Origin of the sequence: Ottowia sp. (genome assembly GCF_035325765.1) — a bacterium.
GTDB lineage: Bacteria > Pseudomonadota > Gammaproteobacteria > Burkholderiales > Burkholderiaceae_C > Ottowia.
Map to the genome: position 1 here is coordinate 1 of NZ_DAOKZG010000046.1, position 26933 is coordinate 26933.

General features: G+C 64.5%; 28 protein-coding genes and 1 tRNA gene. 10 read left to right on the plus strand and 19 right to left on the minus strand.

Features of this window, described 5'->3' with window-relative positions:
- The first annotated feature begins 11 nt into the window (after window positions 1–11).
- The 6 genes from trbJ to PKA16_RS12915 are packed head-to-tail and all read left to right on the plus strand — an operon-like array spanning window position 12 to window position 5344.
- Window positions 12–722, plus strand: coding sequence for a P-type conjugative transfer protein TrbJ (gene trbJ, locus PKA16_RS12890; RefSeq protein ID WP_324403746.1), 711 nt, complete (start codon window positions 12–14; stop codon window positions 720–722).
- A gap of 11 nt (window positions 723–733) precedes the next feature.
- Window positions 734–2101, plus strand: a complete 1368-nt coding sequence (gene trbL / locus PKA16_RS12895; protein WP_201395730.1) for a P-type conjugative transfer protein TrbL — start codon at window positions 734–736, stop codon at window positions 2099–2101.
- 30 nt (window positions 2102–2131) lie between these two features.
- Entirely contained in the window at window positions 2132–2836 is a 705-nt protein-coding gene (gene trbF / locus PKA16_RS12900) for a conjugal transfer protein TrbF (RefSeq protein ID WP_317702089.1), read from the plus strand.
- On the plus strand, window positions 2833–3837 hold the full coding sequence (trbG, locus tag PKA16_RS12905; protein WP_324403698.1) for a P-type conjugative transfer protein TrbG: 1005 nt from the start codon (window positions 2833–2835) through the stop codon (window positions 3835–3837). The genes trbF and trbG overlap by 4 nt, the downstream gene beginning before the upstream one ends.
- A 2-nt stretch (window positions 3838–3839) precedes the next feature.
- A complete protein-coding gene (locus PKA16_RS12910) occupies window positions 3840–5105 on the plus strand; it encodes a TrbI/VirB10 family protein (protein WP_324403700.1) in 1266 nt (421 codons plus the stop codon).
- The gene (locus tag PKA16_RS12915; protein ID WP_019372997.1) at window positions 5102–5344 is read left to right on the plus strand and encodes a DUF2274 domain-containing protein; all 243 of its coding nucleotides are present in this window, start codon (window positions 5102–5104) and stop codon (window positions 5342–5344) included. Before PKA16_RS12910 ends, PKA16_RS12915 begins: the two co-directional genes overlap by 4 nt.
- Before the next feature lie 1018 nt (window positions 5345–6362).
- Here PKA16_RS12915 and PKA16_RS12920 read toward each other — a convergent pair.
- From PKA16_RS12920 to PKA16_RS13005, 18 genes are all read right to left on the minus strand, one after another.
- Window positions 6363–8834: a hypothetical protein gene (locus PKA16_RS12920; protein WP_324403705.1), complete on the minus strand. Its 2472-nt coding sequence runs from the start codon at window positions 8832–8834 to the stop codon at window positions 6363–6365.
- Window positions 8810–10231, minus strand: a complete 1422-nt coding sequence (locus PKA16_RS12925) for a hypothetical protein (protein WP_324403707.1) — start codon at window positions 10229–10231, stop codon at window positions 8810–8812. Before PKA16_RS12925 ends, PKA16_RS12920 begins: the two co-directional genes overlap by 25 nt.
- The gene (locus PKA16_RS12930) at window positions 10231–12804 is read right to left on the minus strand and encodes a hypothetical protein (RefSeq protein WP_324403709.1); all 2574 of its coding nucleotides are present in this window, start codon (window positions 12802–12804) and stop codon (window positions 10231–10233) included. The genes PKA16_RS12925 and PKA16_RS12930 overlap by 1 nt, the downstream gene beginning before the upstream one ends.
- 5 nt (window positions 12805–12809) lie before the next feature.
- On the minus strand, window positions 12810–13040 hold the full coding sequence (locus PKA16_RS12935) for a hypothetical protein (RefSeq protein ID WP_324403711.1): 231 nt from the start codon (window positions 13038–13040) through the stop codon (window positions 12810–12812).
- Window positions 13015–13536 carry a hypothetical protein gene (locus PKA16_RS12940; protein WP_324403713.1) on the minus strand — a complete coding sequence of 174 codons (522 nt, stop codon included), beginning with the start codon at window positions 13534–13536 and terminating at the stop codon, window positions 13015–13017. Before PKA16_RS12940 ends, PKA16_RS12935 begins: the two co-directional genes overlap by 26 nt.
- Window positions 13533–14048, minus strand: a complete 516-nt coding sequence (locus tag PKA16_RS12945) for a hypothetical protein (RefSeq protein WP_324403715.1) — start codon at window positions 14046–14048, stop codon at window positions 13533–13535. Before PKA16_RS12945 ends, PKA16_RS12940 begins: the two co-directional genes overlap by 4 nt.
- Window positions 14049–14057: 9 nt before the next feature.
- Window positions 14058–14264, minus strand: a complete 207-nt coding sequence (locus tag PKA16_RS12950) for a hypothetical protein (RefSeq protein ID WP_324403717.1) — start codon at window positions 14262–14264, stop codon at window positions 14058–14060.
- A 15-nt stretch (window positions 14265–14279) separates the two neighbouring features.
- On the minus strand, window positions 14280–14684 hold the full coding sequence (locus tag PKA16_RS12955) for a hypothetical protein (RefSeq protein ID WP_324403719.1): 405 nt from the start codon (window positions 14682–14684) through the stop codon (window positions 14280–14282).
- 12 nt (window positions 14685–14696) lie between these two features.
- Window positions 14697–15344: a hypothetical protein gene (locus PKA16_RS12960; protein WP_324403721.1), complete on the minus strand. Its 648-nt coding sequence runs from the start codon at window positions 15342–15344 to the stop codon at window positions 14697–14699.
- Entirely contained in the window at window positions 15280–15900 is a 621-nt protein-coding gene (locus tag PKA16_RS12965; RefSeq protein WP_324403723.1) for a hypothetical protein, read from the minus strand. Before PKA16_RS12965 ends, PKA16_RS12960 begins: the two co-directional genes overlap by 65 nt.
- 91 nt (window positions 15901–15991) lie before the next feature.
- Window positions 15992–16432: a DUF3820 family protein gene (locus PKA16_RS12970; protein ID WP_324403725.1), complete on the minus strand. Its 441-nt coding sequence runs from the start codon at window positions 16430–16432 to the stop codon at window positions 15992–15994.
- Window positions 16433–16911: 479 nt separating this feature from the next.
- The gene (locus PKA16_RS12975; RefSeq protein WP_324403728.1) at window positions 16912–18966 is read right to left on the minus strand and encodes an AAA family ATPase; all 2055 of its coding nucleotides are present in this window, start codon (window positions 18964–18966) and stop codon (window positions 16912–16914) included.
- A complete protein-coding gene (locus PKA16_RS12980) occupies window positions 18959–19492 on the minus strand; it encodes a hypothetical protein (protein ID WP_324403730.1) in 534 nt (177 codons plus the stop codon). The genes PKA16_RS12975 and PKA16_RS12980 overlap by 8 nt, the downstream gene beginning before the upstream one ends.
- Window positions 19489–19734, minus strand: coding sequence for a hypothetical protein (locus PKA16_RS12985; RefSeq protein WP_324403731.1), 246 nt, complete (start codon window positions 19732–19734; stop codon window positions 19489–19491). The genes PKA16_RS12980 and PKA16_RS12985 overlap by 4 nt, the downstream gene beginning before the upstream one ends.
- 261 nt (window positions 19735–19995) lie before the next feature.
- Complete coding sequence (locus tag PKA16_RS12990; protein ID WP_324403733.1) at window positions 19996–20199, minus strand: hypothetical protein; 204 nt, start codon at window positions 20197–20199, stop codon at window positions 19996–19998.
- Between the two features lie 25 nt (window positions 20200–20224).
- On the minus strand, window positions 20225–21337 hold the full coding sequence (locus PKA16_RS12995; protein ID WP_324403735.1) for a tyrosine-type recombinase/integrase: 1113 nt from the start codon (window positions 21335–21337) through the stop codon (window positions 20225–20227).
- A 193-nt stretch (window positions 21338–21530) separates the two neighbouring features.
- Window positions 21531–21604: transfer RNA gene (locus PKA16_RS13000), tRNA-Cys, on the minus strand.
- Between the two features lie 402 nt (window positions 21605–22006).
- Window positions 22007–22429, minus strand: a complete 423-nt coding sequence (locus PKA16_RS13005) for a MarR family transcriptional regulator (protein WP_324403737.1) — start codon at window positions 22427–22429, stop codon at window positions 22007–22009.
- Window positions 22430–22607: 178 nt separating this feature from the next.
- Between PKA16_RS13005 and PKA16_RS13010 the strand changes: the two genes are divergently transcribed.
- Window positions 22608–24518: an FAD-dependent monooxygenase gene (locus tag PKA16_RS13010; RefSeq protein WP_324403739.1), complete on the plus strand. Its 1911-nt coding sequence runs from the start codon at window positions 22608–22610 to the stop codon at window positions 24516–24518.
- 837 nt (window positions 24519–25355) lie between these two features.
- Here the strand turns inward: PKA16_RS13010 and PKA16_RS13015 are convergent.
- Entirely contained in the window at window positions 25356–25514 is a 159-nt protein-coding gene (locus PKA16_RS13015; protein ID WP_021205178.1) for a hypothetical protein, read from the minus strand.
- Between the two features lie 29 nt (window positions 25515–25543).
- Here PKA16_RS13015 and PKA16_RS13020 point away from each other — a divergent pair, with 29 nt between their 5' ends.
- From PKA16_RS13020 to PKA16_RS13030, 3 genes are all read left to right on the plus strand, one after another.
- Window positions 25544–26299, plus strand: a complete 756-nt coding sequence (locus tag PKA16_RS13020; RefSeq protein ID WP_021205177.1) for a hypothetical protein — start codon at window positions 25544–25546, stop codon at window positions 26297–26299.
- Between the two features lie 119 nt (window positions 26300–26418).
- Window positions 26419–26631, plus strand: a complete 213-nt coding sequence (locus PKA16_RS13025) for an AlpA family transcriptional regulator (protein WP_021205176.1) — start codon at window positions 26419–26421, stop codon at window positions 26629–26631.
- 42 nt (window positions 26632–26673) lie between these two features.
- A partial coding sequence (locus PKA16_RS13030) for a ParA family protein (protein ID WP_324403744.1) occupies window positions 26674–26933 on the plus strand: 260 nt, incomplete at its 3' end.

Genomic DNA, 26933 nt, shown 5'->3' on the forward strand with positions numbered 1-26933 from the left:
CCGCCGCCTGCGTGCTCGCCTTCGGCATCGTGCAGCCCGCGCACGCACTGTTCGGTGTCGGCGACATCGTGCTCGACCCGACCAATCTGGTGCAGAACACGCTCACGGCTGTTCGCACGCTGGAGCAGATCAACAACCAGATCCGCCAGCTCCAGAACGAAGCGCAGATGCTCATCAACCAGGCGCGCAACCTGGCCAGCCTGCCGTTCAGCGTAGTGAGCCGCCTGCGCAGTAATCTGGCGCTGACCCAGCGGCTGATCGAGCAGGCCAAGGGGCTGGCTTACGACGTGGCGAATCTGGACAAGGAGTTCAAGCGCCTGTATCCCGAGCAGTACGCCGCCACGGTGAGCGGCAATCAGATGTACCTCGATGCGCAGGAGCGTTGGAAGAACACGCTCAATGGTCTGCGAACCACCATGCAGATGCAGGCTCAGGCGTCGCAGAACCTGAGTGACGACGAAAGCGTGCTGGCTGACCTCGTGGGTAAGAGCCAGTCGGCCGAGGGCGCGCTGCAAGCGATGCAGGCCATGAACCAGCTGCTGGCCTTGCAGGCCAAGCAGTCGATCCAGACACAACGGTTGCAGATCACGCAGGACCGGGCGGCCTCGCTGGAACTGGCGCGGCAGGCGGCGGCTGCGGAACGCGGGCGTGAGGTGCGGCGACGTTTTCTTGGCACGGGCACGCCGTACACGCCGCAGACCGTCAACTTCTACGGCAACTGACGAGCCGGGTCATGAATGACGTGACGGTCATCGACCGATTTCTCGACACGTTCTCGCGCTACATCGACTCGGGTTTCGGTCTGCTGCAGGGGGAGGTGGCTTTCCTCACGGCGACGCTGATCGTCATTGACATGACGCTGGTGGGCTTGTTCTGGGCCATGGGTCATGCCAGCGGCCAGGGTGAGGACGTCATGGCCAAGCTGATCCGCAAGGTGCTCTACGTGGGCGCCTTCGCTTACATCATCGGAAACTTCAATACCCTGGCGGGCATCGTGTTCCGGTCGTTTGCTGGGCTGGGACTGACGGCCAGCGGTTCGACCCTGAGCATGGGTCGCTTCCTGCAACCGGGGTGGCTCGCAAAGACAGGGCTGGATGCGGCAGCGCCCATCCTTCAGCAGATCGGTGATCTGGCAGGCTTCCCCGAGGTGTTCGTCCACCTCGACATGATCGTGGTGCTGTTCTTCGCTTGGCTGGTGGTCATCGTCAGTTTCTTCGTGCTGGCGGTGCAGCTCTTCATCACGCTGATCGAGTTCAAGCTGACCACGCTGGCCGGGTTCGTGCTGGTTCCGTTTGCGCTGTGGAACAAGACTGCGTTCCTGGCCGAGAAGGTACTGGGCAATGTGGTGTCGGCGGGCATCAAGGTGCTGGTGTTGGCCGTCATTGTGGGCATCAGCTCGGGGCTGTTCGCCGAATTCAGGATTCCGCCTGGCTCCGAACCTTCCATCGACCGGGCGCTGGTCATCATGCTGGCCTCGCTGTCCATGCTGGCCCTGGGCATCTTTGGGCCGGGCATTGCCACCGGACTGGTGTCGGGCGCGCCACAGCTTGGCGCTGGCGCGATGGCCGGGGCCGCGCTGGGTGCGGCCGGCGCTGCCGTTGCCGTGGGTGCTGCGGCCACGGGCGTCGGCGGTGCGGTAGCCGCCGGGGCACGCATGGCGCCCGCAGCCGCCAGGCTGGCTGGTAGCGGCGCGCGGGTCGCCGCTGGAGCCGCCAGCAGCGCGCGGTCGGCGTTCCAGGCCAGCTCCGCATCCGCCGGCGGCGGCCTCAAGGGCGCCGCCGCTGGTGTAGGCAATGTTGCCAAGACCGGCGCGCAGGCGGCCGGGCAGAAGGTGGCCTATGGGGCGCGCTCGATGAAGGAGCGTGTCGCTGCCGCCTTCCGGCCCGATGAAGCTGCCTCGGCACCCGGGGCTGGTGCCGAGGCGCAGGGCGCCAGCAATGCCACCGCTTCATCCCCATCAACCGAGCAACCCGCCTGGGCCAAACGTCTGCATCGCCGTCAGCAACTCGCCCATGCCGCGACCACTGCCGCCCACACGCTGCGCGGGGGCGATGGCGGCGGCTCGGGACAAGGGCCGAGCTTGCGTAGTCCAGATGAATGAAGCGATTCCTGATCCTCAAGGAGAACCCCCATGCGATTCAAACGACCGCAGGTGCGCTACGCCGATACGCCGCAGCCTGCCACCCCGTACCAATCCGCGGCGCAAGTCTGGGACGAGCGCATCGGTTCGACCCGCGTGCAGGCCAGAAACTGGCGTTTCATGGCCTTTGGCTGCCTCACGCTGGCGGTGTTGATGGCGGGCGGCCTGGTCTGGCGCTCGGCCCAGTCCATTGTCACGCCTTATGTCATCGAGGTGGATAACGCGGGCCAGGTGCGTGCTGTCGGCGAAGCCGCCACGCCCTACAAGCCGAGCGATGCGCAGATCGCCTACCACCTCGGCCGCTTTATCGGCCTGGTGCGCTCGCTGTCCATCGATCCCATCGTTGTGCGGCAGAACTGGCTCGATGCCTACGACTACACGACCGACAAGGGCGCCGTGGTGCTCAACGAGTACGCCCGCGTGACCGATCCGTTCGCGCGCATCGGCAAGGAGTCGGTGACGGTGCAGATCACCAGCGTGACCCGCGCCAGCGACACGTCTTTCAACGTGCGCTGGACGGAGACGCGCTTCGTCAATGGCGTGCTGGATCGCACTGAACGCTGGAACGCAGTGATTTCCACGGTGCTGCAAGCCCCGCGCACCGAGCAGCGCCTGCGCAAGAACCCTCTGGGCATCTACGTCAACGGCCTGTCGTGGAGCCGCGAACTGGAAGCGAATGAAGGAGCAAAACCATGAATGATCTTTTCTGTAAATCTGCCTTGCCGGTGGCGCTGTTAGCTTCGACGGTGCTGTTCTCTGGCTGCGCCACGCAGGGCAAGCCGCCGCCGACCATTTCGCTCGATGAGCCGGTGCAGGCCCAGCCGCTGCCGGAGCCGCCTGTGCCCGTGGAGGTAGTAGCCGTATCGCAGGTGCTGCCGATGCCGGCGCAGATGAAGCCTGTGCCGGATGCCAAGCCCGCCGCAGAACCTGCCGATGAAACCGTGCGCGTTTCGCGCGCCAATGCCGAAGCGCGCATTGCGCCTACGCGCGAGGGCTATGTCAACGCGATTCAGGTCTGGCCCTTCACCGATGGCGCGCTGTACCAGGTCTACGCGGCCGTGGGCCGCGTGACCGTGATCGCGCTCCAGCCAGGCGAGGAACTGGTGACGGTGGCGGCGGGCGATACCGTGCGCTGGATCGTGGGTGATACATCGAGCGGCAGCGGCGATGCGCTGCGCGTCAACGTGATGGTCAAGCCGATCCGCTCGGGCCTGAAGACCAATCTGGTCATCACCACCAGCCGACGCACCTATCTGCTGGAGCTGACCTCGACCGAGAAGACGTGGATGGCATCGGTGTCCTGGGAGTATCCGAAGGACAAGATGCTGGCCTTGCAGCGCCAGGCGCAGGCGGCCAGCGCCGCCGCGCCGGTCGATAGCGGCCTGTCGCTGGAGAAGATCCGTTTCCGCTACGCGGTCAGCGGCAGCAATCCGCCGTGGAAGCCGCTGCGCGCCTTCGACGATGGCGAGAAGGTCTACATCCAGTTCCCCGCCGGCATCGCACAAGGCGAGCTGCCGCCGCTGTTTGTCATCGGCGCGCAGGGTGACGGACAACTGGTGAACTACCGTTTCCGCTCGCCGTACTACATCGTGGATCGGCTGTTCGGCGCGGCCGAATTGCGCCTGGGCGGCGACAAGGGCGACGTGGTGCGCATTGAGCGCACAGACGGTGTCTCGGGTGGCACGCGGAGGAACTGACCATGAGCCAGGACGATTCCCCTGACCTTGCGCCGCAAACGGGCAAGGTCGCGCCCGAGGCGGTGGCGCTGCGCGCCCAGCCGCGCCCGGTCACGCGCCTGAACCGGCGCACCTTGGCCATGCTCACCGGCGGCCTGTCGGTCGCCGTGCTCGGGGCCACGATCTGGTCGTTGCAGCCGCATCGACGCGGTGCGGGCGAGCAGACCGAGCTGTACAACGTGGATCGCGTGTCGAAGTCCGAAGGGCTGGACGGCCTGCCGTCGGATTACTCCAAGCTGCCGAAGGTGCCGGAGCTGGGGCCGCCGCTGCCGGGCGACCTTGGCCCAGCCATCGTGAAGTCGCAGCAACCGATGGCGCCGACGTATGCGCCACCGGGCCACGACCCGGAGGATGCACAGCGCAAGGAGGCCGAAGCAGCCGCAGCTTCTTCGGTGTTCTTCCGCTCGGGCACTCCCGGCAAGGGCGCAGCGCCAGGCACGGCGCAAGTCGCTGCGACTGGCTCGGCATCAGGCTTGGCGGGCTTCGACCCGCTGGCCGCTGGCCCGGCCTCGACGGCGGCCCAGCCCGCCGACCCGACCGCCGTGCAGAACCGGCAAGACCAGAAAGAGGCGTTCCTGAAAGGCGGTTCTACGGAAACCCGCAATTCCGGCAATCTGCAAATGCCGTCCTCGCCGTACCAGGTCATGGCCGGAACGGTGATCGCCGGGGCACTGGTGACGGGCATCAAGTCGGACTTGCCGGGCGACGTGATCGCCACAGTGACGGAACCGGTCTATGACACGGCCACGGGCAAGTTCCTGCTGATCCCGCAGGGATCGCGCATCCTGGGCAAGTACAACAGCCAGGTGAGCTATGGGCAGAGCCGCGTGCAGGTGGTGTGGAACCGCATCATCCTGCCCGACACGTCATCGCTGAAGCTTGACAACCTCGCGGGCACCGATCCGGCCGGCTATTCCGGCCTGGAGGATGGTGTCGATTGGCATTGGGATCGCGTCTTTGCCGGCGCGGCGCTGACCACGCTGCTGGGCGTGGGCGCAGAGCTGGCCGCGCCGGAGAACCGGCAGGATGGCAACCGCATCGTGATCGCCGGGCGCGACAGCGCGCAGGACAGCATCAATCAGGTGGGCCAGGAGATGACCCGGCGCAACATGAACATCCAACCGACGCTGACCGAACGGCCGGGGTTGTCGGTGCGGATCATCGTCAACCGTGACTTGGTGTTGCGGCCGTACCAACCGCTGTTCTTCAACAGGGGGGCGATGCGATGAACACGACCAAGAAGCTGCGGCTCGGGCCGCTGCCCAAGACCGAAAGCGTCAAGCTGACCTTTGCCTGCCCGGCCAGCCTGAAAGCCGACCTCGACCGCTACGCCGCGCTGCACGCGCAGGCATACGGCGAGGCAGTAGATGCCTTGACGCTGATTCCGCACATGTTGGAAGCCTTCATGGCTGGCGATCGGGGATTCAAGCGCACACAACCCAAGAACGGAAAAGCCGCCCCTGCGTAAACGGGGGCGGCTCTGGATTGGTGCCCGAGGCCGGAATCGAACCGGCACGCCTTTCGGCGAGGGATTTTCTTACCACTTCGACTTTCGCCGCCAGCGCACACGCGCTGTTCGTGGTCTGGAGCACGCCTTCACCATAGCCTTGCGGCCGTAGGTGCCCGCCGTCTGCTCTCTACACCTTCCCAAACTGTAGCTTGGGCTTGGCTCGGCGTTGGCTCGGATGCCGAAGCATCCAGGGCTTTCGCCGATTTTGACGGGCTTCACTTCAGGCGTTTCCCCCCGAAGGCTCAAATTGTTCAAGTCCCTTGTGTCTACCGATTTCACCACTCGGGCGTAGTGCGCAATGCGCAGGAACACCTACTTCCATCTACTGGCGCCTAGTTGGCCCCTAACCGCCAAGCCAAGCTATGAAGCTGCATCTTGAATGCTCGCAAACCGTTGTCACTATTGACCTTGTGACTCGTTGGCGCAAGCAGAGAAGACTTGACAAAACAGATTTTAAGTCAAGGCCCAACACAAACCCACTCAACGCACCGCAACGTAACGCGATGAAATAGCGGGCTTTTGTTGTGTTGGCATGAGTTCCGGGCGTGTTGTTATGAGTTGGTTTGTGTTGTGTGTTACGCGCATTTTACGCGCTGCGCACTCTTCGGTAAAATGCACGGCTTCGCTGCCTGGGTGGTGAAATTGGTAGACACAAGGGACTTAAAGATTGAGCACCGGGAAGCGAAAGCGCCCGCGTGAATCCCCTCAAATTCGGTGAAACCCCTGGCCGCAATGGTCGAGGCAACGCCGAGCCAAGCCTCGCAAGGGGAAGGTGTAGAGACTAGACGGGGGGCACCTACAGCGCGCAGCGCCACGGTGAAGGCATAGTCCAGCGCACGAACGGCAGCGGCCGGCGGCGAAAGCCGTAGTGTGATGAAAATCCCTCGGCGCAAGCCATACGGGTTCGATTCCCGTCCCAGGCACCAGCAAAGAGGCCCGCCGAAGCGGGCCAAATCGACAAAGCACACCCCAAGGTTCAACGGCCCAGCGCGTTCTCCATGTCCGGCGCGCGATCTGGCAAACCTTCGCCGGGTCGCCACCAGAAGTCTTGCCCCCAATCCTTGTGGGCGCGCTCGCGCATCCGTTGCAGGTAGCCCGGTGAGAGGTATTCCTGCAAGTCTTGCAGCCCGGCGTGATCCAGCGCACCCTTGGCGTACCAGAGATTGACGAAGGGGGCGTGCGAGCGCGCAAAGCGCAGGGCCTCGGCGCCGACGTGCGTATCCTCGCCGCGCGCAGCCTGGCCGATGTTGCCGAAGGTCAGGTCGGCGGCCTCAAAGGCGCTGCCAATGACCGGGCCGGCTAGGTTCATCCAGTTCGGAAGCCCTGCCCGGTTCTGGCCGCCCATGCCGGTGTAGAGAACATCGCCGAAGATACCGACGCCACCGCCCTGGGCGAATGCCGCGCCCCAAAACTTGGCCGTGGTCATGTCACGGGGGTCTTTGCCGTTAATCAGGTCTTTCAGTTGTATCGCAATCGCGCCAAAGGTTGTGAGCCCGGTTGCCAGGGCGGCGCTGTACGCCACGGCCGACGCCTTGTCGCCGACGCGCCATTGCTCGGCAGCACGGCCCCAATGCCGGGAAATCATCGCCAGGGGGAAGCCCTTGAACAGCGCCAGCGAGCGCAGGAACTCCCCGGCAAAGGTGCCCTTTTGCGTCCCTCGGGAAATCGCCGCGCGGGTGTTCAGGTCTTGGCCCAATGATGCAAATTCGGATTCGTCCGCAATCGTGCCAAGCAGCCGCGCCACGGCCCGGTTCTGGTCGCGCACTGTGAGTCCGGCCGCCTGCAGCTTCGCCTCGTCGATACCCCGCACCGCTTGCAGCGTGAGCATCTGGCTACCGCGCCAGTTTTCCGGGGTCGCGAGTTGCCACACCTTGAAGTCCGTCTCGGTCACGCCCTTGCGTTCCAGGCGCAGCCGGTCGCCGGCATCGAGCGCGGCCCAGCCAGTGCGGGTGATCTTGCCCAGCGCGCCCATCATCGTGACGGAGAAGCCGCGCCGCACGGCATCGGTCCAGGCTTCCAACAGGCTGGCCTTCATCGTGGCGTTTGCCAGCTTGGCCGTCCAGCCCTTGCCGATGTTGCCCTCGGCCCAGCGGTTCATGTCGCTGATGATGGAATCGGCCACCAAGCCGGCGCGGTTAGCGTAGTCGGTCGTGTCCTTGCCGAATGAGCGCACCAGGTTGATAGTCGCGTCGACTATGCCCAGCCGGTTGAAGCCAGTCGTCACAAAGTAGGTCGGCAGGTCGGTGATGCTGGAAATAAACGCGCTGCCCAGCTTGCCGAAAACCTCGATATTCCGGGCGCCCTGGGCAACCTCGGCTAGACGCACGTTCACCGCCTGCCCGGCCTTGCCTGTGAGCACGTCCCACATTTCGGCAGTCCGCACCAGATACGGGCCGACAAGATCCGCCTCACCGGTCTTGCGTGCGGTGTCGTGCAGAAAGCGGAATTGCACCTCGGGATTCGGGCCGAATTCCTCAACCAGGCCGATGTCGCTGGCGAGGCGGGAGACGTGCCCTTGCATGGCCGATAGGATGCCGCCCCGGTTGTAGTTCTTCGCGTACTCCAAATAACTGGCTGCGTCCTTGAAGTGAATCGCGCGGTGCTCGCTGCCCCGGTTGGCGCGCATGCCGTGGCCCTGCGACTTGCCGGGCTCCAACTTGTTCAAGCCGCCGGTGGCGATGGTTTCCCACGCTTTGCCCAGCATGTCGGCCAGTTGGGCGTCATCCAGGCGCACGCCGTTCTCATCGACGTAGCGTGCCCGATCCAGCAGGGGCAGGATGTCCTCCACCCACTTGGCCTGCCCTGCACGGGCGACGCGCACGTCGTCGTGAGGCTGGGGCAAATAGCCGTAATCCAGCTTTGCCACATCGCCGCCGGAAGCGTTGAAGCGCTGCCGCATGGCCTCGACGGTATCCAGCCAGGCGCGCGCACCCTTGGCCGCCATGGCGTTGCCGGTGGCCTCGCCGAAAATCTCGCGCACCAGGTCGGCCGCCTCGCGTGCGTCCTCGATCATGCCAAGGAAGCGCGGGTGCACCGCGTTGAAGGTGTCGATCAGGCCGGAAAAGTATTCATTGGAAACCCCACGGGTGAAGCGGCTGGCGTCGTCCAGGATGCGAGCCACGGCGGCAAAGGGCTTTTTTCCTTCCCCTCGCAATGCCGCGTAACGGTTCATCACACGGTCGTGAGCAATGATCGTCAGGGCGACGCGCTGCTTCTGCTTGGAAGCGGCCGCCAGGGTGCTCTTGCCGGCTTCGGCGGCCGCTGCGCGCAGCCGGGCCTCTCGGCTCATCTGTTGCCATGCCGCCGGGTCTTTCCGGGCCAGTTGCTTCATCTGGTCCAGGATGCGGGCCTCGATGCCTTGCGCCTCGGCCTGGGTGATGCTGCGCCCGATGGCCTGCGCAACGGCTTGGATGCATTCGTTTCTCATTGTGGGAACCTCAAAGCGCATTCAATGGCGGCGTCGAATGCCGCCGAGTCTGTACGGGCGCGGGCTTCCAGGTCGTCGGCTGCGTTCAGCAGTTCGGCAACACGGACGTCGACGCCCTCTTCGTTACGCACCACGGCGTCAGGGGTGCGCGCGGCAATCTCGAACGCTCGGGCCTGCTCGGGTGTGTCGGCCTTGCGTCCTTGGCTGGCTGGTTGGGCGGCCTCATCGGGCGAGAACATGCGCGTCACAGTCTCGACCAGGCGCTCTACCGGGTTGGTGGCGGGCTTCGGTGCGGTGTCGGCTTGTTGCGCGACCTGCAGCGGCACCTCTGGCGCCAGGGGGCCGACTTCCGGCGCCTTGTTCGGCACGCCCTCGGCCAGCACTTCCTTGACCGGGCCATCCGCCACGCGACGATATGCCCCCGCGATCTGCTCAGGATCAGCAGGGACACGATGCGCCACGCTTACCGGCTCGCCCGCATCAAGCTGATTTCGCGCGGTGATCTGCGCCTCACGGGCGGCATTGGCCGCCTCGATGTCGCCAGAGCGCACCAGCGCGTCGGCATCACGGACGCGCGCCTCGTGCATGGTCAGTGCGGCAGCGTGCTCGTCAGGGCTCAGTCGCGGTGCGGTAGCGGGCTTGCCACGGTGGAAAGCGGCACTGAAGGCGGCGCCAGTCACGGCGGCCACGGCCAGATTCACCGGGTCGAACGGCTGGTACTGCGCCGCGATGCCCTCGTAGTCGGCAGCTTCCAGCAGCGCGTGAATGCCGCCAATCTCGACCACGTTCAAGGCCGGATTCACGGCGGCGCCAATTGCAGCACTTTGCAGTCGGGTGGAGCCCATCGCCGCCGGCAGGCGCATGCCCACGGCACTGGTTATGCCGGTCACGGTGCCAGCCAGGGCGGCGGTGCCACCGTCGACGCCCTTGTCGCTCAATTCCTGTGCGCGGTTGATACCCAAATCCGCACCGAAAAGCACGGGCGCAGCGGGGCCGCCCGCCACGGCATAGGCGCCGGCCTTGGTCAGGGAAGAGAGCACCCCGTGGGTGATCTGGCCGGCCATGCCCACCGATGCCGGGTCGGGCAGATAGTCCTGGGCACGCTCGCGGAATTGGCGCGCCACCTCGCTGTTGCCCATCTGGTCGATGGTTTCCCGCTTGAGCTTGTCCATGTCGGGCATTGGTTGCCCGTGGATCATCGCCACCGTGGGGGCATCTCGATACGCTGCCGCCTTGCCGTAGGCGTCGAGGACGGCCGCCCATGCGCTCCCGGCGGTGTAGGCCGCGTGGGGGAAAGCGTCAGCAATCGCACCGCCCACCCCGCTGAATGTACCGGGGGCTTCGGGCGCTTGATAAGGGCGCTGCACCGATTGGGACAGCGAGGTTGCCCGCTCCTTGGGGAAAAGTTCGTCGAACATTATTCGCCCACCTTGAGAATGAACGGCGCGCCGCCTGGCGTGCGCACCACGTCGTTGCCGGCCATGACCAGGTAAGAGCCCTGCCCGTAGGTTTGCAGCCGGGCGCCGGGCAGCATCTTGCCGAAATCGGCCGCGCTCACGCGGTTCCCGCCGACCAGGTATTCGCCGCCTTGCGCTGCCAGCGCGACAGAAACCCGATTGCGCAGGGCGTCGCGGAACTGGCTGTCCTGCCAGCCGTAGGGCTTGGCGATCTTGCTGCCGTTGTGTTCCATGATGCCGCCGGTAGCAATGCGCACAGCGCGCGGCACATCGCTATCGCCATCGGCCTTGAACTTCGCGTAGATGCCGAAGGCGGCCTCGGCGGCAGCGTCGCGCCCTTGCGGGGTCTGATAGACGCCCTCGATGGCCTTGTAAATTTCCGCCCGGACGCCAATCTCGGCCGCGTCGTCGATCTTGGCGCGCTTCTGCTCGATGGCTTCTTTGCCTTGCAGGTACAGCAGCGCGGCACTGTTGCCGGCGGTCGTGCTGTAACTCGTCAGCATCCCGGCAATGGCGATAGTCTGGTGCTTGTCCTTCAACTGCGCGGCAATGGACTGGATGCCGGCCGGGCCTGCGGCCGTGAATACCTGCCCCAGCACGCGTGCCTTGTCGGGCGCTTGCAGGCTTGCCAGGTGCTCGGCGAAGGCGTCGGCCTCGGGCTTGGTCATGACCTGCAAGGGCGTGCCGTAGTCGGTCGCCATCTGGCGGGCAACACCAGCGCGGCGGCTCAACTCGGGAACATAGTCCCTCGGGTCGCTGAAACGCTGGATGGGCTGCACGCCGTAGCTACCGGCCTGGATGGCGTAGGCCACCGGGTCGTCCTGCCGGGCCTTTTGCACTTGCTCAATGGCCTGCACCAAGGTGTTGTAGTTCTGTTGGCGGGCTGCGAAGCCCTCGCCGGGGGTCGGCTTGGCGGTTCTCACCATGTCGGCCAGGGCAGCAGCCGGCAGGGTCTTGACCTGCTGCAAGGTTTGGCCCAGCCGGGCGGTTTCCTGGAACTCGGCATAGCGCTGCACGCCCTCGACCTGCCCATAAGCGCGGATGAATTCGCCCTCGTTCGGTGCGTCGGGCGCGAATCCGTTGGAGAGGTAGGCCGCCGTCGCGTCCTGTACCCGGCCACGCAGCGACTCGCGCGCCTCGCTCATCTGCTGGTGGGCTTGCGAGCGTGCAAGCTGCAATACGTGCAGGCGCCAGTCGGCCGGCAGCGTGTCGAGTTCGTGGTACCCGGTCGGCCCCGTGGGGTCGCCCTGGGCACTGGCCGACGCCTTGGGCAGCGGGGAGCCCTTGGTCGCTGCGGCCAGGCCCGTGGCGATCTGCTGGTCGGTGTATGGCTGGGTGCCGTTCTCGACGCGAATGATTGCGCGGGTCAGCTTGTTCAGTGTGTCGCCGTCGCGCAGGTTGAGCGCGGCGTCAGGCTTCACGCCCATTTCCTTCGCCACCGTGGCGACATAGGCCGCCGTGTTGTTCTCGGTGGCCGGCGCCCAGCGGGCAATGATGGCCTCCACGCTGTTGAGGCCGTGCTTCTCCTGATAGGTCAGCAGGGTTTTGCCCATGGCGCGGATACCAGCCTCGGGTGTCTCGAAGGTGGCATAGCGCGGGTCGTTGCCCTGCACCTCGCCCTGCCAGTTGTCGCCGCCCTTCATGATGTTGCCTGGGTTGTTGTTGCGAAGGCCGCGCGGCGCCGAGGGATCGGCAACACCTTGCGCCGAAGGCACCACGCCGGAACCGCCGGCCGCGTTGTATTGGGCCGCCAGCACCGGGGCGGCCGCCTGGAACAGGTAGCGCCCAAGCTGTTCGCGCGCCAGCGGGCTGATTTGCTCGGCATGGCGGCGGAAATGGGCGAAGGCGCCGGCCGGGTCGGTGATCCGCCACGCCTCGTAGCGCATCTTGAAACCGTGGTCGCGGTACTTGGTCGCCTGCAACTGCGCCGTCGTCTCGTCCCAGCCGTTGAGGCGGGCCAACGTTTCGGTTTCCTCCTGGGCGACGGCCAGGGCCTGAACGAAGCGGCCGTCGTCGGTGTAATTCATCGCGGCATCTTGCAGGCTCACCACGGCGCGCGAGTCGGCGGTCTGGATCTGGTACTTCCTGTTTTCCTGCCCGGAATGCCGGATCACGGCGTCAAGGGCGTGCTGCATGCGGGTGTTGAGCACCGGCTCGATCATCTGGCGCACGGCCGGGCTTTTTACATCGTCCAGGGCCTTGCGGCGGATGTCTTGCAGGCCAGAAACGGTCTGCTCGAAGCCCAGCACCGCGTCCTTGCCCTGGCGCACCATGAAGCCGCTTTCCGGGTTGTACAGCGCCTCGCTGAATGCGGCCGTGGTTTGCGTGTCGATGTCCTTGGCGACGGTGGCGTTGGCTTCGCGCTGCATGTCGGTGGCAATGGCCGTCATGGACTGGCCGAGATTCGACATGCCACGCCCCAACTGCTGCGCCTGTTGTCCTGCCACGTCGGGCATTTCCGGCATGCCGATGCGGGCCTGCGGCAACGTGTTGGGCGTTGCCTGGAAACCATCGTAGGTCGGTACGGTTGGCACTTGGGTTACTCCTTGATCTTCTTGAAATTGGCCGGGTATTGGCAGCGGCGCCGGCCTTTGATGATGTCGCGCACGGTGCTCTTGGGCATTTCGACCAGGCGGCCTATTTCGCCGTAGCTCTTGCCGTCATCGCGCAGGCTCAACACCATTTCGATTTCCCCATTGGTGTATTTCGCGTTCTGGTGGTCCTCGCCAATCCGCAGGCCGGCGTCATTGATGGCAACTGTTCGCGGCATGGCGCTTTTTCCTTGCAAATTCGCGCCCCCGCGCGCGCATGCACTCCCGGCATTGTTGGGTGCCGTTCTTCCGCACGATAAGGTTGGCGCCTTCGAGGGCGTGGCCTCGCTTGCAGTGCGTGTGCTTCTCCTTCCGGTGGGTGCCGTCCCAGGCAATCCCGGCCTTCTTCATCGCGCTGTAGGCCGATGCCAGCGTGGTGCCGGCCTTCCTGGCAAGTAGCGTTTTTCCCTCGCCAGCGGACAGGTGGGTAACGTCCTCGGCTTCGAGTTGCAGCACCATCTTGGCTACTGGAATTGCCCAGGTTTGCCCTCTGATGGCGCTCGATGCGGTCTTTCTATGCACGCCGAAGCGTTTGCCGATTTCGGTATAGGTGAGGCCGTCCTCGACGTGCAGGCGGCGCATTTTCTCCACCTTGGCAAAGGTCAGCTTTGCCGCCGGTACAAACTCGCCGACAGGTCGCCCAGCAGCCGAAACACCAACAGTTCGCACGGTCATTTCTCCTTGCTGTACTGGTACCAGGAACTCGCCACGGTGCCAGCGCTGCCCAGCAGCGAGGAAACTGCCGACATGCCGGGGCTGATTGCGCCGGCCGTGGCACGCGCAGCCAGGGCTTCGTTCTGGTAGTTGGTGGCCTGGGTGCGCATTCCCCATGCAGTGCGCACGGCATTGGCTTCCAGGGTGTTGGCGTCAATCGTTTTCATGATGTCGGTCGACGCCTGAATCTCTACCGCGTTGCCTTCGCCCAAATCCACCCCATTTGCCGCAAGCGCCGCGCGTTGCCGGCTCTTCAACCGGCCGGCATTGAGCGTGAGGGCGCCGACCTGCTGCTGGCCCTGCAATAGGGCCGACTGCGCGCCGAGTTCGGCGATGCGCGCGTTGATGTCCGCGAGATTGGCCTGGGTTTTCAGGTTGATTTTCTGCTGGGCCGCGCTGTAGTAGCTGCCGATGGCGCTAGAAGCTGCGCCACCGATTTGCAGGAACAGGCCGCCAAGTCCTAGTCCGCTCATGTTTTCCCCTCAAACTGCCCGCAGCGGCGGGCGGTGGAAGATGCCAGCGTTGACCTCGGCTTGGCGCAGCAGGCCCCACCAGGACAGCGGGCACGGCGGCGCCTTCTTCATTGCCTGCCGAAGTCCCGGCCGCCGGGCAAGGTAGCGCGCGACCAGTCGCTTCTCGGCGGTGCTGGCGTGCCCAGGTGCCGGGGCGTTCATGAGGTTGTGCTGCATGGCGGTTGCTCCCGGTTACTCTTGCCCGCGCGCGGCAATGTGCTGAATGCCCATGCTGCTGAATCCGTCGCCGGCTACCAGCATGGACGTGATGTTGTAGGCCGGCGAAACACCGCCCACCACGTAGCGCAGGCGCAGGAACTTCTTGAGGCCGGAAATCTTGCCCAGGGCGATGTTGAACACCTTGTCGCCGGCTGGCTTCGGCACGCCCACCAGCTTGGTGTAGGTCGAATCATCGGCCGAGGTTTCAAGTTCCACGGTCAGCGTGGGGTTGGTGCCCGACTCGCTGCGCACGATGATCTGCGCGGCCATGTCGATACCGGCATTGAGGCCGGGCGGGATTTCCACGCTGTTGGTGGAATAGCCCGTGCTGGTCACGGCCTGCTTGTCGGAAAATTGCTGTTGAGCGTCGATGAACATGGCGTGGACTCCTTATGCGAGGGACTTGTTGGCCGCCGTGAAGGCGTGCTCTACGCGCTTCGTCAGGTTCTCGACGCGGTTCTCGATGCACTCGCCAATGGGCGGCAGGTCGAGGCGTTCGAGGCGCAGGGAACCGTGCGGGGCCAAGCGAGTGAAAATATCGGCCTTGCGCAGTTCGTCGCCCAGGCAATGGCCGAGCACGTTGTCCGTGAAGCTGGTATAGGCGCACAGGTGCAGGTAGTCATGGGGGCGTGCCTCGTCCGCTTGCTTGACGAGGATGTAGGCGCCGTCGCTGGCCTCGCGCGCATCGGCATGGAAGGCTTCGAGTTCAGCGGCCAGGTCGGCGATGATTTGCCCGATCTTGTGGGCACGCGGCGGCAGGCGCTTGGCGGCGGCCTTGAACTTCGCCAGAGCGGCGTCGTTGGCTTTGCGCTGGGCTGCGTTCTGTTCGGCGATCAGGTCGGCTTGCAGCTTCTCGGCGCGGCGGTCGCAGGAAGCAACAAGCTCCTGCACTGCGGCGGTTTCGGTCTGCACGCGCTTGACCTCGGCCAGGTTGCCGGCATCGGCGGCCGCGTCGAGGGCGGCCTGTAGGGTTTCAAGGGTCTGCTCGTGGCCGGCTTTTTCCTTCGCAATGGCCTCGATCTTCTGTTGCGCGTTCATGGTGGGGTTCCTTTGTCCAGTTGGATACCCCGATGCTGTCACGCGGCAACGATGGGAAGGCCGGCGCGAACGCCGAAAATACGCCAAGGTGAAGGGGCGGCACGTAGGCGGGGTCGATGCTCGCCGATCCGTCCTTGTGAATCGTAATAGCCCGGATTGCCACGGCCAGGGGCATGCAATACGGCTCGGCCCATGCTGCCGCACGTTTCAGCGCAATGCGCAGCGCGTCGGGGCTCATGCCCCGGTCGGCAGCAAAGAACACGAACGGCGCGTTGTCGCCGTGCAAAAAGATTTCCCAAGCGGCCGAAAGCCCGGCCATGTTCGGGTCGGGAATGGTTTCGTGCTCATCCTCGAAGCCGAGCAGCACGTAGCCGGGGTGGAAAGAAAACACCACGGGCCGCGCTGCCCGGCGCGCCTGCCGGTCCAGCCAGGCCAGTGTTTCGTCGGCATCGGGCAGCAGGTTGGCGAGCACGCGGCCCACCGGGGTGTCGACTGGGTGCTGCTGCATGGCCTTGACCAGTCGGGCAAGGTCGGTGGGGATCTGTTTCTCGTTCATTTTTGAGGCTCCATTACGCACAAAACTACGCGAATCGCCGGAAAGCCGCGCCAATACAGGCCCGCTAACAGTCCGCGAATCCGTTGAGGGGTCATAAAAGGTCGCTCACGTCGTTGGGGTCGACCGGCTTTTGCTGCCGTGCCTGGCGCACGTAGTAGCTCGCATCGAGCACGCCGGCCGATGCCTCGGCGGGTGGCGCCTGGGTCTCGCGTCGCGCCTTGGCGGCCTGCCGGCGCTGTTGGTGTTCGTTCTCCCGGCGCTCTTCCAGGGCGCGCAGCTTCTCGGCTTGCTCGGCCTTCTTCTGGCCGGCCCGCTTCGCGGTTTTCCAGTATTCCGGCGGGGGCGTGTCGACCTGCAACTCGGCCACCAACACCTCGAAGCTCTCGAACCGGGCACGCAGCACACGCATGGCCTCTTTCACCAGGGGCCAGCGCTTGAACCGGATGGCATCCTGGGAAATCAGCCAGGCCAAATACTTGGTCGGCAGTGAGGCCACCGACTGGCCCTTGTAACAACCGATGGGCATCTTCATGCTTTCGGGTTCCTTTCTCTGTATTGCGCCCCGGCGCGCGGGCGATGGGGTGTAAGGTTTGTCCAGTTCTCACCCATTCCGGCCGCTGCGCCCAGGCCGGCATATATCGCCCCTGCCACGCGCGCGTAGTGCGCGGATTGTGTGCGGATGGCCTCGGCTGCTATATCGCTCGCCTGCATTGCGCGCGATGCGTCTAGCAAATCCGGCCAAGGGTTCGGCTTGGAAATGAATAAGCGATTTCCTGCGGATTCGGCATCGCAGTACCCCCGCACCGTGCAACACTGCAACACCCCTAAAGGGTGGTGTTGCGTTGCGTTGCACTTGGCCCGGATGCGCAACACTGCAACACGGTGCAACGTTGCGCCCGCGTTGCATGTTGCACTTGGCCCGGATGCGCAACACTGCAACACGGTGCAACGTTGCGCCCGCGTTGCACGTTGCGCGTGGTTTCTTGCGGATTCGCAAAATATGCGGATTCATCACAGCACCGAAAGGCAATCGTTTTCCAAGAAGAACGGCGCCTCGTCCCCCTCGCACAAGGTCAGCAGCGCCCGCCGTGCTCGTTGCTTTCGGGTGTCGCGCTTGCCTTCCTCGGCCGCTGGCCCTCGGCGCACTACCTCGGCGAGCACCTGGTCGACCTCGATGCCGCTGTTCTGGCCGAGGGCGATTTCGCCCACCACGTCGAGCACCAGCTTTTCCCAAGGACCGACGCGCTTCTTGGGGTCGATGCGCCCACCGGCTGGAATCTCGGCCTCTCGAATCACGCACGAGTCGATCACGTCGCCGTCCTCGTCCATGCCGATGGACACGGAGTGAAGGTCGAAGCCCCACTCCCGGCCGTCGATGCCGTCCTTCTGCTTTGAAATGCGCACCATGCGGCCCATGGGCAGGCGCAGCACCTCGATTTCAGCGTCGGCCGCTGCGCGGATACCAGACCAGCCACGCGCGCCCCTGGTTGGGTCTTTGCCGGCGTGATGCACCAGGACAACCACGGCGCCGGTAGCGCGGTGAATGCCACGGCAATGGGTCAGGGCCTTGCCGATGTCCTCGGCTGCGTTCTCGTTGGCGCCGGGGATGACCTGGGCGAAGGTATCGACGATTACCACGTCGGCCGGGCCGCCCGCCACGATGGCCTTGGCAACGTCGAGCGCGTCGGCCTTTTGCAGGAAGTTGGGCGTGGCGTGGATGATGCCCAGCGGCAAGCCGGCGAAGCTCACGCCGTGGTGCAGCTCGTAGGCGCGCAGCCGATTGCGGACGCCCCCGCCACCTTCGGCGGCGATATAGACCACGCGGCCGGCCTTGGTGCGGTTCTCGCGCCAGTCGATACCGCGCGCGATGGCGGCGGCCATGTCCAGGGCGAGAAAGGATTTGCCCGAGCCCGACTCGCCGAAGAGCACGACAAGCTCGGCGCGAGGAATTACGCCCTTGATGATCCAGCCCGGCGGCTGGCCCTGGGAGAACTCGGCGGCCGGCACCACGCGGAAGCGTAGATCCTCGGCGGCCGGCTCATCGGGGATAGCCTCGAAGTCGTCGGCGCTCGCAATATCCAGCGCGATGCCGGCGCCGTGCTCGTTGGCGAGTTTGACCAGGTAGCGCGCCGTCACCGGGCGGCCTGGGTTGCTGCCGAACGATTCCCAGCGGTGCCGCAGCACGTCCTCGCTCGGGTACTTGCTGCCCTTGGCCGACCAGTCGTTCCAGTAGTCGAAGCCTTCGCCCTCGGTTTCGTGATGCAGGGCCATGCCCACGTGCAGCCAGGCATCGTGCCCCATGTCCGGGTCGAGCACATCGAGCGCGGCGGCGATCTGCGCCGGGGAAAGGCCCAGGCGGGGCTCGTAGGCCATGAGCGGGTCGTCGGTGGCCTCGTCCTTCGCCACGCGGCCGAAGCGCGCCACGGCCAGCGCGCGCACGTCGTCGGTAACGTCGGCAATGGTGTCGTCGTGGCCCAGCAGGTCGGTAACGTCCAGGCGGTTGCCGGTGAAGGTCACAAAGCCCGTGCTGCTGAATGTCTCGAAGCCGAACGGCGCGCCGTTGTCCTTGTGGTTGCCCAGGTCGCCACGCATGAAGGCGCGCACGCCGTTGCCGGATGGGGAATACTCGGCATAGGTGCAGGCCACCAGCTTCTCGACCTCGGGGTGCACGCCACCGTCGACGATGCACTCGTCGAAGTCCAGGGCCACGATGTCAAACTCGGGCAGGATGGCGAGGCCCACGCCGTCGAATCCCCGGCGCTCGGCTGCTGCCTTCGCCGCGTCGAAGGTCACAAGCTGGCGGCGATCTTCGGGGCTTCCCTGGGTGCCCTTGCGCCGGCCGCCGGTCACGTAGTACGGCACCTTGCGCGGCTTCTTGTCGCTGGGCTCAAACTTCCAGATCAGCCAGCCGGGCAAATCGCGCAGCGCGGCCGGGGCCATGACAGGCAGGTTGCCTATTTTTTGAGCGCCCGCTACACTTGCAACTGTCGATTCTGTTTCCTTTCGGTCCTTCTCGATTGCCCCGGTGCCCGCCGGGGCTTTCGTTTTTTCAGGGGCGTCAATCATGGTTTCCCCCTTTCGACAGGCCCTCGGCGCGCTCCGCACGCTGCAAGGCTTCCAGTGGGTAGGTAACTCGGTTGGCGCCCGCCGGCATGCGCTTTCTCACGATCCGGTCTAGTGCCACGACAGACCAGCGCGCGGAGTAGCTGCCCGGAACGTCAGGCAACCCAATTTCACCGCGTCGCTGTGCCTGGTAGAACTCGTCCTCGGTCATGTTCAGAGCGGCGCACATTCCGCGAATGCCGAAATCACGGCGGACAGGCTCGTGGGCGGTCGTCCCTTTCTTGCCCGCGAGGGTGGCAGGATGCTGCAAAACGTTGCGGCCATCCTGGGCACGTCGCATGGCAAAGCCGGCCTCGATCCACGCCTGGTCCTCGGCGTCGAACTTGTCGGCGATTGCCGCCACCGCGTCGAGTTCCTGGTCGCTGATTGCAAGGTCGCGCATGTTCGCCAGTGCGGCGCGAGTGTGCGGGAACGTGTCGTATTGGGCCTTATTGCCCATGCCGATGTTGGAGAGGTTGCGGCGGTTCATGCGGCGGCCCTCCCGGCTTCGGTTTGGGTGGCCAGCCAGCGCTCGAAACGCGATTTTGAAATGAGCATCTTGCGGCGCAAGCCTTTGACGCATGCGGCGGCCAGGCCGTTTGTGTCACGGTGGCGAAGGTGCCAGTTCATCGTATTGATGGACAGGACTTTGGGATATTGGGCGACCAGTTCTTCGATGGTGAAGAGGTCGTCAAGGGCGATTGCATCGCCTTGGCTGGCTTCGGGTTGCATGGCGCACTCCTTGATGATTGCCACGCATACCCGACCCGGAGTGCCCGTAACGTGTTGGCCGATAGCTTCCAAGGCGTGACTTCATTTTGGCGGACTATCGCACGCCGACAGTCATAGGTACGCTGCCGGACGACCGCGCACTCTTTGGCGCGCGAAATAAGTATGGCGCAACTCAGAATTAGGTACGCACACCCCCGCTAAATTATGTTTTTACGCATGAAAAAGCCGCCCGAAGGCGGCCTCGATGCGGGGCGCCGCCGGTCAGTGCTGGGCCGCTTGCGCCTCGATGAGGGCCTTCACGCCGGCCAGTTGTTCGTAGCTGTCCATCATGCTGTCGAAAGCCTCTTTGTAGCCCTCAGCTTCGCTGTCCAGCCGGCGGATTTCGTTGAAGTAATCCTCCAAGCTGCCATTGATGGCGCCCAGGACGGCTTGGATTTGAACGGGGTTCAGGTTGAGCGTGGTCATGGTGTGGTTCCTTTCGTGGTGAGGGTCAGGCGGATTTGTTGCCCAGCAGGCGCTCGGCGAGTTCGACGGCATCTTGTGCGGCCAGGTGCTCGTATCGCTTGAGCATGGCGAGGGTCTGGTGGCCGGACACGACGGCGGCCTGGGTGAGGTTCGCGCCGCCTTTCAGCATCTTGGTGATTGCCGAATGTCGGGTCGTGTGGAGCACCACCTGGTCGAGCGGGTCGTCGCGGTCTTTCAGCAGGCCGGCGCGCTGGCGCACAAAGCGCCAGATGGTGTCCACGTTCTTAGGCTGGGCCGGGTGTTTGGGGTCGAAGAACACGTAGTCGGAATTGATCGGCCGCACCTTGCTGGCCTGTTCAAGGGCCGCGCGCACGTCGGAAACCAGCGGCAAGGCCCGCGCCCGGCCGTTCTTGGTTTCGTGCAGGATTGCCACCGACTCGGCCAGATTGACGTGCTCCCATCGAAGGTGGAGCACTTCGGACTTGCGCGCGGCCGTGGTCAGTAGCATGCGCAGGAATAGCGGCATCATCGGCCAGCGGCTACCCTCGGCAGCAGCCAGCAGGCGCGTAACTTCCTCGTCGGTCAATACGCGCTTGCGCCCGTTGCCCTCGGTCAGCTTCTCCACCTTGCCGGCCTTCATCGGGTGCGCCTCGATCATGCCGCGCTTGAGCGCGAAGTTCATCACGGCGGACAGGGTAGCCAGGTGGCGGTTGATCGTGGCCGGCGACAGCAGCTTGCCGGTGGGCTTGGGGCCGCTCGACGTGGCGCGCATGGCTGGGCGGGTTTGGAGCACAGCCACGGCCGCGTTGATTTCGCCGTGCGTAACCTCGTTGAGGCGCAGCGGGCCGAATTGCTCAATCCAGAAATCGAGGTGGCCGGCGTCCCAATACCGCGTGCCCTTCATCGGAGGCGCGGCCGCGAACAGTTCGGCCAGCTTGGCAAAGGTAGTGCCCGAGCCCTTGGACTTCTTTTCCAGCAAGACGGTGGCTTCGTTGTTGCGCAGCCATTCCTTCGCCTCGGTCTTGGTGCGGAAGCTCTTGGACTGGCTCTTGAATCCGGTGCGCCGGATGTGCGCCCGGTAGATCGTGACGGCCTTACCGTCCTTGCCGATCTTCTTGGACTCGACTATCGACCCCATGGTGTTGGCTCCTTTTCAACGGATTACGCACTTTTACGCGCAATGTGCTGCTAACCGTTGAAAATACTACACCACAAGATGTTTTTAAGTCCGCTGTGTCTACCAGTTTCACCACCGGGGCGGAACGTCGTATTGTCGCAGCATCGCCTGTCCGACGCCCCGAGGGCGCGCCGGATGCGAGGATTGCGGTGGATGGAGGCGCGACCCGGAGTCGAACCGGGCTGGACGGATTTGCAATCCGTTGCATAACCGCTTTGCTATCGCGCCAAGCCGGACCGGTTGAAAAAAGGAAGCGGATGCTTCCTTCTTCGCGAACCGCGCGGCCGCCGCCAGAGGCGCCGACCGCAGAGTCGACGGACCGGGAAACGAGTCAAGCACCAAGGCGTTGTTCCCCGATCACTTTCCTCGCCGAAATCGCCGGCGAAGCTTTTAATTATAGCCTTGTTTTTCGCAATCGGCAACGAAAAGTATCCAACGTCTGGGGGTCAGTTCAAAACCGGCTGGATTCATGGCGGTGGCGGGAAGAAACGGGGGACCCGCTGCAGCAATTGGTCGAGTCGCTGAGGCAGCATGCCTGGCGTGGCGGGGCTGCAGGGATTGCAAGCCCAGGGGGTTCAGTTCGAGTTGAGGGGCGGCACGTCGCCATCCAAGGGTTTCGGTCGCCTCTCGTCACCCAGGCCGCACCACCTGACGGGCGAGCTTGAGGAAGCGTGCGCGGTCTGCCTGGCTCAGGGGCTGAAGTATGTCTTCCTGCAAGTCCTGAACGATCGGCAGCAGGGCTGCGTGGATGCGCTTCCCCTCGGGTGTCAGCGAGAGTTCGCGCGCCCGGCGGTCGCGTTCGCTGACGACGCGGCGGATCCAGCCCTTTTGCTCCAGCCGGTCGATGACGCCGCCGATGGTGGCCCGGTCGTAGGCGATCATCTCCGCGACGCGGGCCTGATCGGTGCCTGGGTGGGCATGGATCGCGTCGAGGGCGGCAAACTGCACGGATGTCAGGTCGAAGCCCGCGGCCTGGGTGCGCTGGACGAAAACCTGCGTGGACTGCTGGTGCAGGCGGCGTATCAGGTGCCCCGCCATGTGGGGTAGGTCCATCCCTGTGCTCCGTCTGAAGGGTCTCGAGTCACGGGCCAAGGTCGCAACGTGTGCGTCGGTGGCCACATCAATCGATAAGTATACATACAGTATTGACGGCAAATAGTAAGTATAGATATCATTCCGTTGGTGCGCCGGCAGATCGCCCATGGCGCTGTTCAACCCAAGGAGACTGGCAATGCAGTTCTACAAGAATGGCTTCAGGGGCGGCAACCCCGACGTCAAGCAGGCCGCGCCCAACCGGCGCAACCGGGGCACCCACGAGCCGTTGCCCGAGAAGGTCGACGTGCTGATCGCCGGCACCGGGCCGGCCGGCCTGTGCCTGGCCGCGCAACTGTCGCAGTTCCCCGAGATCGACACGATGATCGTCGAGCGCATGCCCGCCAACATCATCAAGGGCAAGGCCGACGGCATCAACACGCGCACCATGGAGATGTTCCAGGCCTTCGGCTTCGCCGACAAGGTCAAGCGCGAGACCTACTGGGTCAACCAGACCGCGTTCTGGATGCCCGACCCGGCCAACCCCGCGCACATCAAGCGCGTCGGCCGGGTGCAGGACGTGGCCGACGACAGCTCCGAGATGCCGCACATCCTGATCAACCAGGCGCGGCTGCACGAACTGTTCCTGGAAGTGATGAAGAACTCGGCCTCGCGCCTGGAGCCCGACTACGGCTGGGAGGTCGTGGGCCTGACGATCGACGAAACGACCGACGATCACCCGGTGACCGTGACCCTCAAGGACGCCAGCGGCATCAACTGGTGGACCACCCGCACGGTGCGCGCGAACTACGTGGTCGGCTGCGACGGCGCCCACTCGGCGGTACGCAAGGCGATCGGCGGGACTCTCCACGGCGACGCCGCGCACCAGGCCTGGGGCGTGATGGACATCCTGGCCAACACCGATTTCCCCGACGTGCGGCAGAAGTGCCTGATCTCGTCGGCCAGCGAGGGCAACGTGCTGATCCTGCCGCGCGAGGGCGGCTACGTGTTCCGCATGTACGTGGAGCTGGACAAGCTGCGGCCGGACGAAAAGGCGGCGCAGCGCAAGTTCACCCAGGACGACATGATCGCTGCGGCCAACCGCATCATCAGGCCCTATTCGCTCGATGTGAAGGAAATCGTCTGGTGGTCGATCTACGACATCGGGCACAGCATCACGGACAAGTTCGACGACGTGCCCGAGGGCTCGGACCGCAACCCCCGGGTGTTCACCGCGGGCGATGCCTGCCACACCCACTCGCCCAAGGCGGGGCAGGGCATGAACGTTTCCATGCAGGACACGTTCAACCTGGGCTGGAAGCTGGTGCACGTGCTGCAGGGCCGGGCCGACGCCAAGCTGTTGCGCAGCTACTCGAAGGAACGCCTGACGGAAGCCAGGCGCCTGGTCGATACCGACCACGAATGGGCGCGCATCATGTCGGCGCCGACCACCCAGGCCGAGCGCGACGGCACGGAAGAGCCGCGCATCATCCGCCAGTTCAAGGCGAACCTGGAATTCACGGGCGGCACTGCCGTGAAGTACGACACTTCGGCGTTGTTCGCGCCCGGAACGCACCAGGCGCTGGCGCAAGGCGAAGAGATCGGCCGTCGCTTCCACTCGGCACCGGTGGTGCGCCTGTCCGATGCCAGACAGATGCAGCTCGGCCATGCGGCCGAGGCCGACGCGCGCTGGCGCATCTATGCCTTCGCCGGCCAGGCGGACAGCTCGAGCCCGGGCTCGGCGATCCACAGGCTGGCGGACTGGCTGGAGAAGGATCCGAAGTCCCCGGTGGTCCGGCACACCCGCCCGGGCGAGGACATCGACGCGGTGATCGACGTGCGCGCCGTCTTCCAGCAGACCTTCGACCAGCTCGCCTACGAGCACATGCCCCCGCTGCTCAAGCCCAGGACCGGCAAGCTGGGCCTGCAGGACCACGAGAAGATCTTCTGCGTCGACCACAAGGACGCCGGCGACATCTTCGACATGCGCGGCATCGACCGGGAGCGCGGCTGCATGATCGTGGTCCGCCCGGACCAGTACGTCGCCAACGTCCTGCCGCTGGACGCCTTCGACGAGCTGTCGGCCTTCTTTGCCGGCATCCTGCGGTGAAGTGGGGCGAGCGCCCGGCTGGCCGAGCCTCGCTCCCGCCAGCCGGGCTGCCGGCTGACCCTGCTCCTGGATTCCGAACCGTTCGGTAACGGAACGACCGACCCGATGAAGGCCCTGTGGCCTGTCGGGCCAGCAGGTGGATTTGCGTGGCTTGCGCGGGAACGAAAAAAGGGGCCGAAGCCCCTTTCTTTCAACGACTTGCAGACCTCACCGGAAGACTGCAAATCAGCATCTGGAGCGGGAAACGAGACATTCACTAGGCGCGTAAGTCGTTGTTTCCCGAACAGTTTCTTCGCCGAGGTGCTCAGCGAAGAGCTCAATTGTAGCCTTATTTTTTGTCCCCGGCAACAAGATCGTCCAAAGACTTCCACTGACGGCCACAGACCCGTACTCAGCGCACCGGACCCACACCCGGCACTGCGTCGTCCGCGACAGTCTCGAACTAGTCGCCTACGCCTTGCCCTCTGCTTCCGCACACCATCAACACGATGACGACCGAGCCGATGCTCTTGGCGCCGGCCTAGCGCGGATGCCGTCTAGGACCCACACGCGCCGCGCATTGCGGGTCTGCTCAAGTCGCACCGAAAGAACGCACACCCTAGCCGTGGCAAGTCGGCGCACGATTCTTTGTCGCTATATCAGGATGCTCGGGTAAGCATGACAGGCGTGGATTCGCTACGTCCGGTTGGACGTTGGGCAGCGATTGCCATCCCTTCGTGCCCGGTGAAACCGCTGGCATATCACGTCATACCTAGATGGTTTTGCAGGGGCCGTAACTTCTTACGACCCTGATAGCGTGAGCGTCGCTGTCGAGACTGCTTTCCGACGATCGACCATCTAGCGATCGATGAATTTTTGCACATCGAGCACACGACGGCTACCAGCAGCGCGAACTGGTGAGAAGTACTCAAGCCCCATGGCGAAGCGGGCATCGGGACTCGCTTCCTGCGCAGGTAACAGGCCGACCATGAGGTCGGCGGCAAAGGAGTCGGCCATGTAGTTCTTCTCCTGGAAGGAGACCGAGCATGCACGAGAACAAAAATGATGCACCAGCATCAAAGGTGGCCTATCGCCCGATCGAGGCGTCCATTCGCTGGGCCGGGCTGCTGCGATACGAACAGGTGATCCTGGCTTCGGTTTCGTCGCCAAGGAACCTGCCGAAGTCGCTGGACTGCCCGCGCTGGGGCGAACTGCGGCTATACACCGATCGGATCTACGACGGCATCCTCAATGGGGAACTGCCCTTCGGACGAAACGGCATCACGACACGTGATACCGCGCTGATCGACTCCCCTGATCTGACCGTGCGTCACGTTGACTTGAAGCGTTGGATGCACCTGCACTACCCCGAGCAACGGCCCGGCTTTCTCTTCTGCCGCAGCGAGCGTATCGCCCATCCCTTCATCTCGCTGGAGACCGGCCAAGCCATGCTGGTCGAGCGCTTGGCCCTCAAATCCGCCCTGGAGCAGTGCAAGCGTCAACTGCGCGAGCTGCAAGACCAGCACGACGCGCTGCTCAAGCAGCCCACGGTGATTCCTGCATGCGCCCAGTGCCCAATCAGCGACCGTGCCGAGGCCACCTACCTGCACATCGTCGGCACGATGCTGGAACTGATGCTCGGCCAATCCCCGTCGGGCACACCGTACTCCAGCTTCAACAGCCAGGAAGCCATCGCTACCGCGATGATCGCGCATCACGGCGAACTCATGGGCATTACCGATCGCACGCTGCAAGCCAAGTTTGCGCAGGCTCGCCGCAAGCTGCGGGCCGCCGTTTCCTGATATTTGCAAGCCCGTATCTGCGGTCGCGGAAACCGCATTTGCGGTGGTCTGGGACAGAAGCCGACATTTGAATAGGTGTCACGCCAACAAACGCCACTGAGCGTTCAGGAGTGACCGCCATGTCGCAAACACCTGTACTGCCGCACAACGAACGCCGCATCCTGCGCCTCGAAGAAGTCGAAGCGAAGTCTGGCTTCAAACGCGCCCACATCTACAACCTGATGAGGAAGCGCCAGTTCCCGCAAGCGCTGCGCCTGGGTGTGCGCGCCGTCGGCTGGGATTCCATCGAAATCGACCAGTGGATCGCCGAGCGCGTCAACAGCCGCGCCTGACCCGTTCTCCCACGGATCTCCCATCCTCACCCGGAGAACGCCATGCAGGTTGTATCCATTGTCTCGACCAAAGGGGGCGTCGGTAAAACGACCACGGCCGCCAACCTGGGCGGGCTCGCCGCCGACGCGGGGCTTCGCGTGCTGCTGCTCGATCTCGACGTGCAGCCCACCTTGTCTTCGTACTACGAGTTGGCCCACCGCGCGCCTGGCGGCATCTATGAATTGCTGGCCTTCAACGAGCGCGACTTCGGCCAGCTCGTGTCCCGCACGATCATCACGGGCCTGGACCTGGTGCTGTCCAA

Excerpts from the sequence above, each read along its gene's own strand:
- trbL (WP_201395730.1), top strand. The coding sequence starts at position 734 with ATGAATGACGTGACGGTCATCGACCGATTTCTCGACACGTTCTCGCGC.
- trbF (WP_317702089.1), top strand. The coding sequence starts at position 2,132 with ATGCGATTCAAACGACCGCAGGTGCGCTACGCCGATACGCCGCAGCCT.
- trbG (WP_324403698.1), top strand. The coding sequence starts at position 2,833 with ATGAATGATCTTTTCTGTAAATCTGCCTTGCCGGTGGCGCTGTTAGCT.
- PKA16_RS12910 (WP_324403700.1), top strand. The coding sequence starts at position 3,840 with ATGAGCCAGGACGATTCCCCTGACCTTGCGCCGCAAACGGGCAAGGTC.
- PKA16_RS12915 (WP_019372997.1), top strand. The coding sequence starts at position 5,102 with ATGAACACGACCAAGAAGCTGCGGCTCGGGCCGCTGCCCAAGACCGAA.
- PKA16_RS12920 (WP_324403705.1), bottom strand. The coding sequence starts at position 8,834 with ATGCGCTTTGAGGTTCCCACAATGAGAAACGAATGCATCCAAGCCGTT.
- PKA16_RS12925 (WP_324403707.1), bottom strand. The coding sequence starts at position 10,231 with ATGTTCGACGAACTTTTCCCCAAGGAGCGGGCAACCTCGCTGTCCCAA.
- PKA16_RS12935 (WP_324403711.1), bottom strand. The coding sequence starts at position 13,040 with ATGCCGCGAACAGTTGCCATCAATGACGCCGGCCTGCGGATTGGCGAG.
- PKA16_RS12940 (WP_324403713.1), bottom strand. The coding sequence starts at position 13,536 with ATGACCGTGCGAACTGTTGGTGTTTCGGCTGCTGGGCGACCTGTCGGC.
- PKA16_RS12945 (WP_324403715.1), bottom strand. The coding sequence starts at position 14,048 with ATGAGCGGACTAGGACTTGGCGGCCTGTTCCTGCAAATCGGTGGCGCA.
- PKA16_RS12950 (WP_324403717.1), bottom strand. The coding sequence starts at position 14,264 with ATGCAGCACAACCTCATGAACGCCCCGGCACCTGGGCACGCCAGCACC.
- PKA16_RS12955 (WP_324403719.1), bottom strand. The coding sequence starts at position 14,684 with ATGTTCATCGACGCTCAACAGCAATTTTCCGACAAGCAGGCCGTGACC.
- PKA16_RS12960 (WP_324403721.1), bottom strand. The coding sequence starts at position 15,344 with ATGAACGCGCAACAGAAGATCGAGGCCATTGCGAAGGAAAAAGCCGGC.
- PKA16_RS12965 (WP_324403723.1), bottom strand. The coding sequence starts at position 15,900 with ATGAACGAGAAACAGATCCCCACCGACCTTGCCCGACTGGTCAAGGCC.
- PKA16_RS12970 (WP_324403725.1), bottom strand. The coding sequence starts at position 16,432 with ATGAAGATGCCCATCGGTTGTTACAAGGGCCAGTCGGTGGCCTCACTG.
- PKA16_RS12975 (WP_324403728.1), bottom strand. The coding sequence starts at position 18,966 with ATGATTGACGCCCCTGAAAAAACGAAAGCCCCGGCGGGCACCGGGGCA.
- PKA16_RS12980 (WP_324403730.1), bottom strand. The coding sequence starts at position 19,492 with ATGAACCGCCGCAACCTCTCCAACATCGGCATGGGCAATAAGGCCCAA.
- PKA16_RS12985 (WP_324403731.1), bottom strand. The coding sequence starts at position 19,734 with ATGCAACCCGAAGCCAGCCAAGGCGATGCAATCGCCCTTGACGACCTC.
- PKA16_RS12990 (WP_324403733.1), bottom strand. The coding sequence starts at position 20,199 with ATGACCACGCTCAACCTGAACCCCGTTCAAATCCAAGCCGTCCTGGGC.
- PKA16_RS12995 (WP_324403735.1), bottom strand. The coding sequence starts at position 21,337 with ATGGGGTCGATAGTCGAGTCCAAGAAGATCGGCAAGGACGGTAAGGCC.
- PKA16_RS13005 (WP_324403737.1), bottom strand. The coding sequence starts at position 22,429 with ATGGACCTACCCCACATGGCGGGGCACCTGATACGCCGCCTGCACCAG.
- PKA16_RS13010 (WP_324403739.1), top strand. The coding sequence starts at position 22,608 with ATGCAGTTCTACAAGAATGGCTTCAGGGGCGGCAACCCCGACGTCAAG.
- PKA16_RS13015 (WP_021205178.1), bottom strand. The coding sequence starts at position 25,514 with ATGGCCGACTCCTTTGCCGCCGACCTCATGGTCGGCCTGTTACCTGCG.
- PKA16_RS13020 (WP_021205177.1), top strand. The coding sequence starts at position 25,544 with ATGCACGAGAACAAAAATGATGCACCAGCATCAAAGGTGGCCTATCGC.
- PKA16_RS13025 (WP_021205176.1), top strand. The coding sequence starts at position 26,419 with ATGTCGCAAACACCTGTACTGCCGCACAACGAACGCCGCATCCTGCGC.